The sequence below is a fragment of the Streptosporangium sp. NPDC002524 genome, assembly GCF_040295985.1.
GTDB lineage: Bacteria > Actinomycetota > Actinomycetes > Streptosporangiales > Streptosporangiaceae > Streptosporangium.
Genome location: NZ_JBEOWK010000006.1, coordinates 126,080 through 139,532, shown reverse-complemented (window position 1 = coordinate 139,532; position 13,453 = coordinate 126,080). Strand labels below are relative to the sequence as shown.

Here is a 13,453-nt window from a genome sequence, read left to right as displayed (position 1 = left end):
TAACAATCGGGCAGGCAGTAGATAACAACCCGTGATCTTTGTTGAAAACCACGGATAAATCAGGCTTCGCTCGGCACACTGGTTACCTGTCCGCCCGCTGGCAGGAAGCGGGATGCGAGGGGGAGAGATTGTGGAGAGTAGCAGCGAGCGTCTGCTGACGCCCGGAGAGGTTGCCGCCCTCTTCCGGGTCGACCCAAAGACGGTTACACGCTGGGCCGCGGCAGGCCGCATCAGCAGCATCCGTACCCCCGGAGGGCACCGGCGTTTCCGCGAGTCGGAAGTGCACGCCCTTCTGCGTGGAGAGGACGTCTTGACGGCCGAACGGCCGGCAGGCGAGTCCCCGCGCGTCTGACGACTTAGGACGTCACACCATCGGTGATCCTGCGCGCCTTACCCGGAAGCCGCAGGGTCACCGTGGAGTCGTGTGAAGTACGACACGACACGGACGGTGACCTCCCCCGTCACCGGGCCACCCGCCCCGCCGGGCCCGCCGCCGCGTTCCGCACCCGGAACCCCACGGCGTGCTCCGGCCCCCGAATGGCCCCCCCCCGGCGCCCGCCCGGGTTCTCCTCGGCAGGGCCCAGGTTCTCCTCCGCAGGACGGCCACGGCGAGGACCGGCTAGGTCTCCTGCTCGGCCTTGAAGGCCAGGAACTCCCGCTCCAGCTCGTCGTTCTCCTCCAGCCACCGCCGCCGCCTCTCGGCCCACTCCTCCTCGGTGAGCGACTCGGCCAGCCAGCGGTCGTAGTCGGGATCCCCCGGAGAGACCTCCACGTAGGCGTTGCCGATCAGGCGCCCGTCATCGCCGGCCAGGGTCTGCGGCACGCGCAGGGTCCCGTCAGCGAGTCTGATGACGTACATCCCAGATCACCTAGATTCCGTAGCGCCGGTTGAAGAACAACATGACGTTGAGCGCCATCCGCGTGTCGCCGCCCAGCATGTCGACCAGCGCGGGGCGCTGCCGGGAGACGATCGCGGCGAAGGCGTCGGCGAAGAACTCCTTGCGGCCCAGGTCGCCCGACTGGAGATGGAACCCCGAGGCCAGCGCGGGAACGCACTGGGCGTAGAGGGCGGCGAACTCCGGGGAGTCGGAGACCCAGCCGCCGTGGGGGGCGTCCACGTCGTCCAGGGCGTGCCCGACCTCGTGCATCATCACGTCGGGGGTCGGCGAGGGCCGGTCCCCCACCACGATCTTGCGGTCGCCGTACGCCCCCGCGCACACGTCCCAGGTCGCCCGGCCCGAGGGGAGCGGCGCGCCGCGCAGGTAGCCCATGTCGTCGAGGTCGGGCACCCCGCCCTCGCCGACGTAGATGCCGTCGAGGCCCTCGGCCAGCTTGTCCTTCAGCACGTCGGGCAGCCTCGCCAGGCTCTCCACCGCCCGTACGACCTCCGGGGACGGTGTCTCCCGCCGCGAGTCCCACTGGCGGTGCAGGATGCGCTCCAGGCGCCCGCAGTGGCGCAGGCCGTCACCCAGGTCCGGGGTGTCGGGGGAGTTGGGCTGGGCCCGGGGACTCTCGTCGTCGAGCTCGAAGTCCTTCCAGGTGTACTGCGGCCGGTCGGCCACCGGGGCCGTGACCGTCCCGACCCGGCGCTCGGCCTCGCGGGGAACCTCACGCGGAGCCTCCCTGACGGCACTCTCCGCACGCGCGCCCGGACCTCGCTGCCACCACCGCCGTCGATGGCGGCCCTTGTCGCCCGAATGTGCCATCACACCCCCTGGGGAAGTGGCAACGGGTCCACGGTACGGGGTGGGAGCCTTGCCAGTCATCCGTAACGCGGAGCCGGACCGCAGCAGGTCCCACGATGGCTTACAGTTCGGGCATGCCCCTGCTTGTCGGTCTGGCGATACTCGCCTTCTGGCTCTACTGCCTGTTCGACGTCATCACCACGCCGGACGAGGAGTCCAGGAACCTGCCCAAGCTCCTCTGGGTGGTCATCGTGGTGCTGATGCCGATCGCCGGGGGAGCCTTCTGGCTGCTGCTCGGCCGGCCGACCGGCCCCACGGCGCCCCGCTCGCTCCTGGCCGAGGAGAGGCCGCCGCGCGGCGAGGCCCCGAAGGGCCCCGACGACGACCCCGACTTCCTCAAGGACCTCGACCGCCGCCTGCGCGACGACGACTGATCGGCCATGTGGTCGCATGGCCGTGCGGCCACACAGCCATACAGCCGATCGGCGTGATCGGCCGATCACGCCGATCGGCCGGGAATTCCGGCTGGAAACCCGCCGGGAATCCGGCGTGAAATCAGCGTGAACCACGGCGCGGAAATTCGCCGGAAAATTCCGATGTGAAAATTCGGCCCGGGGAAGTCTCGGCATCGAGAATCATCCCGATGCCGGGAATCGGCCCGGAACTCAGGGAACCTCGGCGTAGGAGTGCAGCCCCCCGAGGAAAATGTTCACCCCGACCAGGTTGAACAGCAGGCAGGCGAAGGCGACGAGCTGCACGATCATGGCCGCCTTTCCCTTCCAGCCCGCGGTCGCCCTGGCGTGCAGATAGGCGGCGTAGGCGATCCAGGTGATGAACGCCCAGATCTCCTTGGGGTCCCAGCCCCAGTAACGGCCCCACGCCTTGTCGGCCCAGAGCGCCCCGGCGATGACGGCGAAGGTCCAGATCGGGAAGCCGATCACGATGGCCCGGTGCGCGACCCGCTCCAGGTCCTGCCGGGACGGCAGCCGGACCGCGGTGTCCTTCCTGACCAGGTAGAGGATGCCGGAGACCCCGGCCACGATGAACAGCCCGCTGGCGACGATCGCCGCGGACACGTGGATCGCGACCCAGTACGAGTTCAGCGCGGGCACCACGGGACCGGCCTGCACGTGCAGGTACCGTACGGCGAAGCCCAGCCCCAGCGCGGCGGCGACCGTGACGAACGCGCCCAGGAAGCGGACCGGGTAGCGGAGCTGCATGAACAGGAACGCGCTCACCGCCGCGAAGCACATCGCGACCACGAACTCGTACATGTTGCCCCACGGCCACCGGTCCACGGCCAGGCCGCGGGTGAGGAGGGAGGCGAGGTTGGCGGCCCAGCCGAGCCAGCTCAGCCCGACGGCCACCGGTCCCGCCCACACCGTCCAGGCGGGCGGCGCCTTCTCCGTGGGACCGCCCTCAGCCGGGACGGAATCGGCGGCGCCCCCGCCGACGGTGGCCGGAACGAGCCGTTCGGCGCGGGCCGGTGCCGCCGCGGCCCGGCCGAAGGCCAGGTCGAGGGCGTAAGCGATCATTGCGGAGACGTAGAGCAGCACCGTCGCCAGGATGAGCTGGTCGCTCAACGTGGCGAGGCCGGCGTCGACCTCAGCGGACATCCTTCACTCCTGAATCGGTAACTCCCGGGTTCAAAACTCCTGGGTTCAAAGCGGAGACGATCTCGGTGAACTCCTCGCCGAAATCGCCGCCCTCGGTGCGCGTGAGGCCGCCCGCCTCGACCGTACGGTCCTCGTGGATCCGCACCCACACCCTGCGGCGGCGGACGGTCAGGGTGAGGACGAGGCCGAGGACGGCGAGGATCGAGGCCACGAGCGCGGGCATCCGGCCCGGGTCGTGGGTGATCTGCAGGGCGATCCACTCCCTCACGCCGGTGAACTCGATCGAGCCCGCGCCGTTCGGGAGCGTGAGCTTCCCGCCGACGTCCAGCGGGTCGGCCTTCATGACCAGCGGCTTCATCTTCTTGAGGCTCGCCGGGTCGAGCTCGTAGACCGACTGCGGCCGGCCGTCCTTGAGGCCCAGGTCGCCGGCGAAGGCGCCGTACACCTGGGCGGTGGGGTTGGCGGCGCCGGGGAAGACCGAGACCCACTCGGTGCCCATCGGGACGGTCGTCGGCAGGAAGCCGACGAGGATGCCGAGCTGCTCGGGCCGCGCGTCCGGGACCTTGATCACGCACTCGGAGGTGAAGGTGGCGGGCTGGACGACCAGGCAGGGCACCGGGCCGTCGAAGGCGACCTGGCCCTTGCCGTCGGTGATCCTGAAGGTCGGCGCGTAGCCGTGGTCGATCAGGTAGCTCAGCGTGCCGTTGACGTCCAGCGGCTCGTTGACCTTCAGGACGTAGTCGCGCGGGGCGGCGCCCGGGGCGTCCTCGACCTTGAGCCTGGCCTCGTAGTCGAGGGCCTGCCCCGCCTTCTCGCCCTTCGCGATGTAGGTCGCCTGGAAGTCGTCGACGGTGAAGGAGAACGGCTCCAGCGACTCGGCGTTCACCTGGGGGCCCGGCATGTAGCGGTCGTAGGCGGCGACCGTGTTGGCGAACCCCTCGCCCTCCACGACCAGCACGTTGCCCCGGTAGCCGTACAGCGACCCGGCCCCGACCGCGACCAGCAGGCCGAGCAGGGCCACGTGGAAGAGCAGGTTGCCGGTCTCGCGCAGGTAGCCCTTCTCCCCGGCGACCCAGCCGGGCCCCGTGGTCACCCGGAACCGCCTGGCGCGCAGCCTCTTGGCCGCCTCCTCGACGGTGAGGTCGGCCTCGAAGGAGGCGTGCTGCGGCAGCCTGCTCAGGTTGCGCGGCGCCGCGGGCGGCTTCCTGCGCAGCTCCCGCAGGTGGGTCGCGGTGCGGGGGAGCACGCAGCCGATCAGGGACACGAACAGCAGAAGGTAGATCGCGGCGAACCAGGGCGCCTGGAACACGTCGAACAGCCAGAACCGGTCCAGCCACTCGGCCAGTCGCGGGCTGTCCTCGAAGTACTGGAAGACCTTGGCGTCGGAGACGCCGCGCTGCGGCCAGATCGAGCCGGGGATGGAGCCCAGCGCGAACAGGAACAGCAGGATCAGCGCGGTCCGCATCGAGGTGAGCGTCCGCCAGAACCAGCGCGCCCACCCCAGGACCCCGAGACCCGTGGGCCGCTGCGCCTCGCTCACCTTTCGCTCCCCCGTCCTCGGGTCGACGGACACCATCAGATCACCGGCTCGAATCCGCCGACCCAGCCCTGGGTCATCGCGACGAGCTGCTCCCAGAGCCCGGTGACGAGCAGCACGCCGACGACGACGAGCATGACGCCGCCCACCCGCGTGATCAGCCGCGAGTGCCGGCGTACCGCCTTGAACGTCCTCAGCGCCCTGCTGTACGCCAGCCCGGCCGCCACGAACGGCAGGCCGAGGCCGAGCGCGTACGCGAAGGCGAGGATCGCGCCGCGACCGGCGCTGCCCTCGTTCAGGCCGAGGGTGAGCACGACCCCGAGGGTGGGGCCGATGCAGGGGGTCCAGCCCAGGCCGAACACCAGGCCGAGCAGGGGTGCCCCGGCCAGACCGGCGGCCGGGAGCCGGTGGATGCGGAAGTCGCGCTGCAGCCCCGGGACGACCCCCATGAAGGCCAGGCCGAGCACGATCGTGAGGGCGCCCAGCACCCGCGTGATGATCCCGGCGTTGCCGAACAGGGCCGCGCCGAGGCCGCCGAAGAGCGCTCCTCCGGCCACGAACACGAAGGAGAAGCCCAGGACGAACAGCACGATGCCCGCGACCATGCGCCCCCGCCGGGGGTCGGCGCTCATGCCGGTCACGTACGACAGGTAGCCGGGGACCAGCGGCAGCACGCACGGCGACAGGAACGACACCAGCCCGGCCGCGACCGCGATCGGCAGCGCGAGCGCCAGCGAGCCGCTCGCGACGGTGCCCACGAGGTCGGCGCTCATCGCGGGCCCGGCCGTCGCCCGGAGCCGTCAGCCCTCATCGCGGACCTTGGTCACCGCGTCGAGGAGGTCGGTGTACTTGACCGCGCCGAGGGCCCTGGCCGCGATCCGGCCCTGGCGGTCGATGATCAGGGTGGAGGGGATGGCCGCGGGCGGGACCGTGCCCTGGAAGGAGAGCGCGACCTTGCCCGGCTGGTCGAAGATGCTCGGGTAACCCGGCTGGTGGCTGCGTTCGAACGCGAGCGCGTCGGCCTTGCGGTCCTTGAAGTCGACGCCGAGGAACTCCACGCCGCCGGCCTTCGTCTTGGCGGAGATGTCCTTGAGCACCGGCGCCTCGGCCCGGCAGGGCGCGCACCAGGAGGCCCAGAAGTTGAGTACCACGATCTTGCCCTTGTGGGCCGCGAGGCTCGCGGTGCCCCCGTCGAGGGTCTCTCCCCGGACCTGCGGGGCGACCTTGCGGTCAGCGGCCTGGAACAGGGTGATCTTGCCGTCGCCCGCCACGAAGCGGGTGTCGCCGGTCTGCGGCTGCGATCCCTGGTTTCCGGCGCATCCGGCCACGGCGATCAGCAGCGCGGCGGCGGCGAAGGATTGTGCGCGCATGGGTGACGGAGGCTCCCTGTACTACAAGCGGTAGAGCAATCACTGTACCGGCGGGGTCAGGCGCCCGGCACAGTGGGGCGTTTGACGAGCGCCGCCGCGGGCTCGCTGTATCCGACGCCGATCAGGCGGTTCCCGTCGAAGGAGAAGCTCGTGAGGCTGGCGAGGCCGCACTGCCTGCGACGCGGGTCGTGCGGCAGTCGCCTGCCCTCGGCGGCGAGCCTGATGGTCCAGATCGGGAGCTGGTGGCTGACCATGATCGCCTCATGGCCGCGCGCCGCGTCGCGGGCGGCGTCGATCGCGGCCCTCATCCGGCTGACCAGGTGGGTGTAGCGCTCCCCCCAGGAGGGGCGGAGCGGGTTCCACAGGTAGCGGTAGAAGCGCGGGTTGCGGAAGAGGGTGTCGCCCCTGCCGAGGGAGAGGCCCTCGAAGATGTTCTCGGCCTCGATGAGCCGCTCGTCGACCGTGACGTCCAGGTGGAAGGTCTCGGCGAACGGGGCGGCCGTCTCCTGGGCACGCTCCAGCGGCGAGGAGAACAGCGCGGTGACGTCACGTCCGGCGACCGTCTTCGCCACCGTCTCGGCCATCTGCCGGCCGTTGTCGGAGAGGTGGTAGTCGGGAAGCCTGCCGTACAGGACGTTAGCGGGATTGTGCACCTCACCGTGGCGCAGGAGGTGAACGACGGTGGTCTCAGCCATGGTGCCGCCAGCCTACCGACAGGTACGGGTTGGTGGCCGGGCAGGTGGGCCACTCGGGTCGGATGGGACGGGATGGAGCGGGACGGGGTCACCCGGGGTCACCCGGAGCCGCCGGGACCGCTCGAAGCCACCGGGGAGACCACCGGCGGAGCCGCCACCGGCCCGACCGGCCCGACCGGCTCGGACACGGGGCCGCGGAAGTCGGCGGAGACGGCCTTCAGCGCCTCGACCGCGGCGCGGATGGCCGGGCGCCGGGCGGCGTCGCTCCGCCAGAGCGCGTAGATCCTGCGCGTCGGGCGCGACCGGATCGGGACGACCCGCACCCCCGGCGGGACGAAGTCGCGGCCCAGCCGGGGAATGATCGCGCATCCCTGCTCCGCCGCGACGAGGGCCATCTGGGTCGGGTACTCGTCCGTCATGCAGATGATGTCCGGCTCCAGCTCGGCCGAGCGCAGCGTGTGGACCAGCCAGTCGTGGCAGACCGTGCCGGGCGCGGAGCTGATCCACTGCTCCCCGGACAGCTCGGCGAGCTCGATCTCGGACCGGTCGGCGAGCGGGTGGGCGGCGGGCAGGATCGCGTCGGCGATGTCGTCGAAGAGCGTGGCCCTGGACAGCCCCTCGGGGATCGCGATCGGGCGGTTCATCCAGTCCTGGATCACCGCGAGGTCGAGCTCGCCCCTGCCCACCTCGCGGATCTGCCGCTCCGGCTCGCGTTCCGTGAGCTGGAGGCGCAGGTCGGGGTGGCGGGTGCGCAGCAGGACGAGCGCGGCGGGCATCAGGCCCCGGGCCGCCGTGGGGAAGGCGCCGATGCTCAGCCGCCCCACGACCTTGCCGCGCAGCGCCTCGAAGTCGGCCTCCGCGGTCTCGACCAGCGCGAGGATGCGCTCGGCGTGGTCGGCGAGCAGCCCGGCCGCGTCGGTGAGCCGCACCCCGCGCCCGTTGCGCTCCAGCAGGGTCGCGCCGGTCTCCCGCTCCAGCTTGGCCAGCTGCTGGGAGACCGCGGAGGGGGTCACCATGAGCGCCTCGGCCGCGGCGCCCACGGAGCCGTAGACGGAGACCGCGTGCAGGGCCTTGAGCCGGTTGAGATCCAACATGTAAGCAATCCTAAACGGCACCCGCCAGAAAGTCTCACTTGTGCTGAAATATCGTTGGAAACGACGATTGTTGGATGCGTACCCGGCACCTTCTCCTCGCCATCGGCCTCGCCGCCATGTGGGGCTTCAACTTCGTGGTCATGGAAGCGGGGCTCCGGCACTTCCCCCCGCTGTTCTACGTGGCGCTGCGCTTCCTGCTGGCGGCCTTCCCCGCCGTACTGCTCGTCGGCGGCCCCGGAGTGCCCTGGCGGAAGGTGCTCGTGGCCGGGGCCACCCTCGGCATCGGGCAGTACACCCTGCTGCTGATGGGCATGCGGGCGGGCATGCCCGCCGGGCTGACCTCGCTCGTCGTCCAGATCCAGGCGGTCTTCACCGCCGTCCTGGCGGTTCTCCTGCTGGGGGAACGGCTCACCCGGCGGCGGATCACCGGCATGGCGGTCGCGTTCGCCGGTCTGGCACTGATCGCCGCCGACCTGGGCTCCGGCGGCCCCATCGGCGCGTTCCTGCTGGTCGTCGGCGCGGCGTTCTTCTGGAGCGTGGGCAACATCGTGATCAGGAACGCCGCGCCGCCCGACTCGTTCCGCTTCATGGTCTGGATCTGCGGGGTCGCGGCCATCCCCATGATGGTCCTGGCCCTGCTGGTGGAGGGGGTCCCCCGGCTGGAGTTCTCGGTGGAGGGCGGCCTGTCGGTGATCTACGTGGCCCTGATCGCCACCCTCGGCGGCTTCGGCATCTGGGGCTTCCTGCTCAAGCGCTACGACGCCTCGGTGGTCGCCCCGTCGGCCCTGCTCATCCCCCTCTTCGGCATGACCTCGGCCGCCCTGTTCACCGGCGAATCCCTCTCCCCCGCCAAACTCACCGCCGCCGCCCTGATCCTCTCCGGCGTCCTCTACGCCAGCACCCGAGCCCGTACGCCCACCCTGACGGACAGGACACCGGAAGCGGAGAGAGTCTGAATGACCCCGGCGGGCGACGGAGCCGGAAGCTACGGTGACCGGCATGGATGCCGCCCTTGACCACTGGCCGTCCCCACCCCCGCAAGGCTGGACCGCCGACGACCTCGACCGCCTCGGCGAAGGCCCCGACGGCGAACCCGGCTTCTTCGAACGCGTCGAGCTGATCGACGGAGCACTCGTCTTCGCCGCCCCCCAGACACGTTTCCACCAGCGCGTCCTGACCGGCTTGGCGATCGCTCTGAAGACCCGGGCTCCCGAGCGGCTCGCGGTCGTGACCCGGATGGACGTCAAGCTCGGCCATCGGATGCGTCCCTGCCCCGACGTCGTGGTCGTCGACGCGGAAGCGGCCGATGACGACGACCGGACGTTCTACACCCCCGGCGAGGTGCACCTCGCCGTCGAGGTGGTCTCCCCCGAGTCCGAGGATCGCGACCGCAAGACCAAGCCGTCCCGCTACGCCGAGGCGGGCATCGCGCACTTCTGGCGGGTGGAGAACAACGGCGGCTCCCCCGTGGTCTACGTCTACGAGCTCGACCCCGCCACCCACGCGTATGCCCTCACCGGCATCCACCACGACCGGCTGACCGTCCCGGTGCCCTTCCCGCTCACCATCGACCTCGGCGACCTGCCCAGGTAGGCACTCAGATCAGCCCAGACCGTCGAATCCGCCGAAGGTTCGCCGGTCGTCGGGACATCGCCTTCGGCCAAGGCCGTCTCCCCGGCAAGCAGTCCAGAGCACGCCCCCACGGGCCTCGTACGGCGAGCGAGCCCCGGCGAGCGCCCGTGCGCTCCTTTCCGCACCGGCGCTTCAGCTACGGTGCCAGACCCCGAACGCCCCCGTACGGATTGCTTCAGCGTCAAAGGGCCCAGTGGGCGGCCCGACACAGAGCGACTACGGCCCACACGACATACGGCGAGACGAGTCGTGTGCGGAGGTGGGTGGGTGTTCCGGGCGGCTTATAAAAATCCGCGAGCAGCGCGCCCGCCAGGCCGGAGGCCTGACACACCGGAGCCGCCACCAACGACGGCCGCCCGGAGCACCCACCCACCGGAGCGCGAACCCGGCACTCACCGGCCGGACAACCGACGAACACACCCGCGCACGCCCGGCCGGCGAACACCCGTACCTCTAAGCGGAAGCCTGAGCGGCGGCCTTCGCGGCGACCGGAAGAGCCTCGGCGATGCGGGAGAGGGCCTCGTCGTCGTGGGCGGAGGACAGGAACCACGCCTCGTACGCCGACGGCGGCAGGTAGACGCCCTGGTCGAGCATCGCGTGGAAGAACGCCCGGTAGGCGGCGGTGTCCTGCTTCTGGGCGGCGGCGAAGTCGGTGACCCGCTCGTCGGTGAAGAAGATCGAGAACAGGCTCCCGGCACGCTGGAGGCGGTGCGGCACCCCGGCCGCGGACAGGGCGTCGGCCGTCGCGCGGCCGATGACCAGCGCCGCGGCGTCGACCCGGTCGTAGACCCCCTCGTCGCAGGCGCGCAGGGTCGCCAGACCGGCCGCGCAGGCCAGCGGGTTTCCCGACAACGTACCGGCCTGGTAGACCGGCCCCTCCGGCGCGAGATGGGCCATCACGTCGGCGCGCCCGCCGAACGCGGCGGCGGGCAGGCCGCCGCCCATGACCTTGCCGAAGGTCATGAGGTCCGCGTCGACCGGGTCGAGCCCGTACCAGCCGGACTCCGACACCCGGAAGCCGGTGAGCACCTCGTCGACGATCAGCAGCGCGCCGTGCGCGGTGCACAGCTCGCGCAGCGCGGCGTTGAACCCGTCGAGCGGCGGGACGACCCCCATGTTGGCCGGGCACGCCTCCGTGATCACGCACGCGATGTCGGAGCCGAAGGCCCGGAAGGCCTCCGTGACCGCCTCGACCGAGTTGTACGGCAGCACCACGGTGTCGGCGGCCGAGGCGCCGGTCACCCCGGGGGTGTCGGGCAGGCCGAAGGTCACCACGCCGGAACCGGCCGAGGCGAGGAGGGCGTCGACGTGGCCGTGGTAGCAACCCGCGAACTTCACGATCTTGGACCGGCCGGTGAACCCGCGGGCCAGCCGCACGGCGGACATGGTGGCCTCGGTACCGGAGCTGACCAGGCGGACCTTCTCCACCGGCTCCACCCGGGCGACGATCTCCTCGGCGAGCTCGACCTCGCCGGGTGTCGCCGTGCCGAACGAGGTGCCGTCGCGCAGCGCCTCCTGCAGGGCCTCGATCACGGCGGGGTGCCGGTGGCCAAGGATCATCGGCCCCCAGGAGCAGACCAGGTCGACGTAACGGTTGCCGTCGACGTCGGTGATGTAGGGGCCCTGCCCCGAGGTCATGAAGCGCGGCGTCCCGCCGACGGCGCCGAAGGCTCGGACCGGGGAGTTGACGCCCCCGGGGACGATCTCGCGTGCGCGGGCGAACAGGGCCTCGGAGTTCTCAGTACGGCTCACGCCCTCCAGCGTAGCCACCGGAAGACGGGCTCTCAGCCGTCGTACACCGCCGTAACGGACAGCGAGAGCGCGATCAGGATCCGGCCGTCCGGCCTCGCGAGCGGGCACGGGCGGGCACGGGCGAGAGGACTCACTCGCAGGTGTCGGCGAGCCAGTCGAGGACGCGGAGCGGGTCGGGCAGCGGGCGCCCGTCGGGCGGGCGCAGCCACGAACCGGTCCCCCCGGTCGGCAGCAGCGAGGGCGGGGCGAGGACGTAGCTGTCGCGGCAGTGCCAGCGCAGGCCGGGCATCTCGTCGATGCTGGACGGGCCGAAGTCGAGGGCGCAGGTCCACCACTCGTCCTCGTCGTCGGAGGCGTTCCTGGTGGCCACATAGAACAGGGCCCGGTCGCCGTTGACGGCGACCGGGCCCGAGGTGGCTCCCGCGGAGTCCATGTTCGCGAGGGTGGTGCGCCCCGCGGCGAGCGGTACGTCGAAGACGTCGAACACCCGCCCCGTGGGCAGGACCACGTTCGCCTCGGGCTCGTACCGCCACCAGTTGGTGAGCAGGGTGGGGTCGGTGGTGGCCTGCATCTGCCAGGCCCGCGAGAGCGGGTGGGCCCCCGGGTCGGGACAGCCGATCCGGTCGCAGGAACAGGAGCGCGAACCGCCCTTCAGCGGCCTCGCGCCGGGACAGCTCGCCCAGCCGAGGGCGGCGTACTCCAGCACAGAGTTGATCATCTGCTTCGGATGAGCATGCCGTCTACTTCGACGAACCATCGGTACCCCGACCATTGTGTCCTCCGTCGTCCGCGCATCCCGCGTGCCACCCGGATGCGATCGACCTGTCCCACTCTGGTCAGTGAAGAACGTCAAATACCCAGGGTCTACGCCACCTGGGACACATCCGCACCGGTTATCGCACTCTAACGCACACGCTTCTCCATCAAGCGACGAACCTCCAGTTCTCGGTACGTGCCGTCGATCTCATCCCAGTTTCGCGGCCACCTCGGTCGCCCAGTAGGTGAGGATCATGTCGGCCCCGGCCCTGCGGATCGCGACCAGCGACTCCATGATCACCCGGTCCCGGTCGATCCAGCCGTTCGCCGCCGCGGCCTCGACCATCGCGTACTCACCGCTGACCTGGTACGCCGCCACCGGGACGTCCACAGCGTCGCGCACCTGGCGCAGGATGTCGAGGTAGGCCAGCGCGGGCTTGACCATGACGGCGTCGGCGCCCTCGTCGAGGTCCAGCCGCACCTCGCGCAGCGCCTCGCCGACCGGTCCCGCCGCGTCCTGCTGGTAGGCGCTGCGGTCGCCGAACCGGGGAGCGCACTCGGCCGCCTCGCGGAACGGGCCGTAGAACGCCGAGGCGTACTTGGCCGAGTACGCGAGGATCGGGGTCTGCTCGAAGCCGTCGCCGTCCAGCGCCGCCCTGATCGCCGCGACCTGGCCGTCCATCATGCCGCTCGGCGCGATGACCTGCGACCCGGCCCGCGCCTGGGCCACCGCCGCGGCGGCGTAGCGCTCCAGGGTGGCGTCGTTGTCGACCTCCCCCTCCGGGGTCAGGATGCCGCAGTGCCCGTGGTCGGTGAACTCGTCCAGGCAGGTGTCGGTCATCACCACCAGCGTGTCGCCCACGTCGGCGACCAGGTCGGCGACGGCGAGCTGGACGATCCCCTCCGGGTCGTCGGCGGCCGAACCCCGGCCGTCCTTCACCTCGGGGACGCCGAACAGGATCAGCCCGCCGACCCCGGCCTCGGCGGCCTCGTGGGCGGCCTTGCGCAGCGAGTCGCGGGTGTGCTGGAACACCCCGGGCATCGAGCCGATCGGGTTCGGCTCGGCGATGCCCTCCTTCACGAACATCGGCAGCACCAGCTCCGCCGGGTGCAGCCGGGTCCCGGCCACCATCCTGCGCATCGGTGCCGTACGACGGAGCCTGCGCGGTCGCGCGACAGGGAACTGGGCCGTCATGCTGTCTCCCCCTCTCCCCGGCCGGTAGGGGATCCGCGGGCCGGAGGAGCTCGGTGTGTGTTTCCTGGCTCGCCGCTCGACGCGGCGCGGTGCCGATCGACGTGACGCGACGCCGACCGTC

Annotated in this window: 15 protein-coding genes; 4 read left to right on the top strand and 11 right to left on the bottom strand. The window is 71.2% G+C overall.

Annotated features, from left to right (window positions below; genetic code table 11):
- Positions 1-112: 112 nt before the first annotated feature.
- Positions 113-352 carry a BldC family transcriptional regulator gene (locus tag ABT053_RS12095; RefSeq protein WP_012887349.1) on the top strand — a complete coding sequence of 80 codons (240 nt, stop codon included), beginning with the start codon at positions 113-115 and terminating at the stop codon, positions 350-352.
- A gap of 267 nt (positions 353-619) precedes the next feature.
- Here ABT053_RS12095 and ABT053_RS12090 read toward each other — a convergent pair whose 3' ends face one another.
- Positions 620-859 (bottom strand): hypothetical protein, encoded by a 240-nt coding sequence (locus tag ABT053_RS12090; RefSeq protein ID WP_350968967.1) that lies wholly within the window; start codon positions 857-859, stop codon positions 620-622.
- 10 nt (positions 860-869) lie between these two features.
- Positions 870-1,706 carry a hypothetical protein gene (locus ABT053_RS12085; protein WP_350968965.1) on the bottom strand — a complete coding sequence of 279 codons (837 nt, stop codon included), beginning with the start codon at positions 1,704-1,706 and terminating at the stop codon, positions 870-872.
- A 113-nt stretch (positions 1,707-1,819) separates the two neighbouring features.
- On the opposite strand from ABT053_RS12085, the gene ABT053_RS12080 reads away from it, so the two are divergent.
- Entirely contained in the window at positions 1,820-2,119 is a 300-nt protein-coding gene (locus ABT053_RS12080; protein WP_350968964.1) for a PLD nuclease N-terminal domain-containing protein, read from the top strand.
- A gap of 231 nt (positions 2,120-2,350) precedes the next feature.
- Here ABT053_RS12080 and ccsA read toward each other — a convergent pair whose 3' ends face one another.
- From ccsA to ABT053_RS12050, 6 genes are all read right to left on the bottom strand, one after another.
- Complete coding sequence (gene ccsA / locus ABT053_RS12075) at positions 2,351-3,301, bottom strand: cytochrome c biogenesis protein CcsA (protein WP_350968963.1); 951 nt, start codon at positions 3,299-3,301, stop codon at positions 2,351-2,353.
- Entirely contained in the window at positions 3,291-4,877 is a 1,587-nt protein-coding gene (gene resB, locus ABT053_RS12070) for a cytochrome c biogenesis protein ResB (RefSeq protein ID WP_502991738.1), read from the bottom strand. The genes ccsA and resB overlap by 11 nt, the downstream gene beginning before the upstream one ends.
- On the bottom strand, positions 4,877-5,611 hold the full coding sequence (locus ABT053_RS12065) for a cytochrome c biogenesis CcdA family protein (protein WP_350968961.1): 735 nt from the start codon (positions 5,609-5,611) through the stop codon (positions 4,877-4,879). Before ABT053_RS12065 ends, resB begins: the two co-directional genes overlap by 1 nt.
- A gap of 27 nt (positions 5,612-5,638) precedes the next feature.
- On the bottom strand, positions 5,639-6,208 hold the full coding sequence (locus tag ABT053_RS12060) for a TlpA family protein disulfide reductase (RefSeq protein WP_350968960.1): 570 nt from the start codon (positions 6,206-6,208) through the stop codon (positions 5,639-5,641).
- A gap of 56 nt (positions 6,209-6,264) precedes the next feature.
- Positions 6,265-6,903, bottom strand: coding sequence for a histidine phosphatase family protein (locus ABT053_RS12055; RefSeq protein ID WP_350968959.1), 639 nt, complete (start codon positions 6,901-6,903; stop codon positions 6,265-6,267).
- A 98-nt stretch (positions 6,904-7,001) separates the two neighbouring features.
- On the bottom strand, positions 7,002-7,997 hold the full coding sequence (locus ABT053_RS12050) for a LysR family transcriptional regulator (RefSeq protein ID WP_350968958.1): 996 nt from the start codon (positions 7,995-7,997) through the stop codon (positions 7,002-7,004).
- A gap of 74 nt (positions 7,998-8,071) precedes the next feature.
- Here ABT053_RS12050 and ABT053_RS12045 point away from each other — a divergent pair, with 74 nt between their 5' ends.
- The gene (locus ABT053_RS12045; RefSeq protein WP_350968957.1) at positions 8,072-8,953 is read left to right on the top strand and encodes an EamA family transporter; all 882 of its coding nucleotides are present in this window, start codon (positions 8,072-8,074) and stop codon (positions 8,951-8,953) included.
- A 43-nt stretch (positions 8,954-8,996) separates the two neighbouring features.
- Positions 8,997-9,590, top strand: coding sequence for a Uma2 family endonuclease (locus tag ABT053_RS12040; RefSeq protein WP_350968956.1), 594 nt, complete (start codon positions 8,997-8,999; stop codon positions 9,588-9,590).
- Positions 9,591-10,082: 492 nt separating this feature from the next.
- On the opposite strand, the gene hemL is transcribed toward ABT053_RS12040, so the two are convergent.
- From hemL to hemB, 3 genes are all read right to left on the bottom strand, one after another.
- Entirely contained in the window at positions 10,083-11,381 is a 1,299-nt protein-coding gene (gene hemL, locus ABT053_RS12035) for a glutamate-1-semialdehyde 2,1-aminomutase (RefSeq protein ID WP_350968955.1), read from the bottom strand.
- Between the two features lie 130 nt (positions 11,382-11,511).
- Complete coding sequence (locus tag ABT053_RS12030; protein WP_350968954.1) at positions 11,512-12,153, bottom strand: bifunctional DNA primase/polymerase; 642 nt, start codon at positions 12,151-12,153, stop codon at positions 11,512-11,514.
- Positions 12,154-12,345: 192 nt separating this feature from the next.
- Complete coding sequence (gene hemB / locus ABT053_RS12025; protein WP_350968953.1) at positions 12,346-13,332, bottom strand: porphobilinogen synthase; 987 nt, start codon at positions 13,330-13,332, stop codon at positions 12,346-12,348.
- Positions 13,333-13,453: the final 121 nt, after the last annotated feature.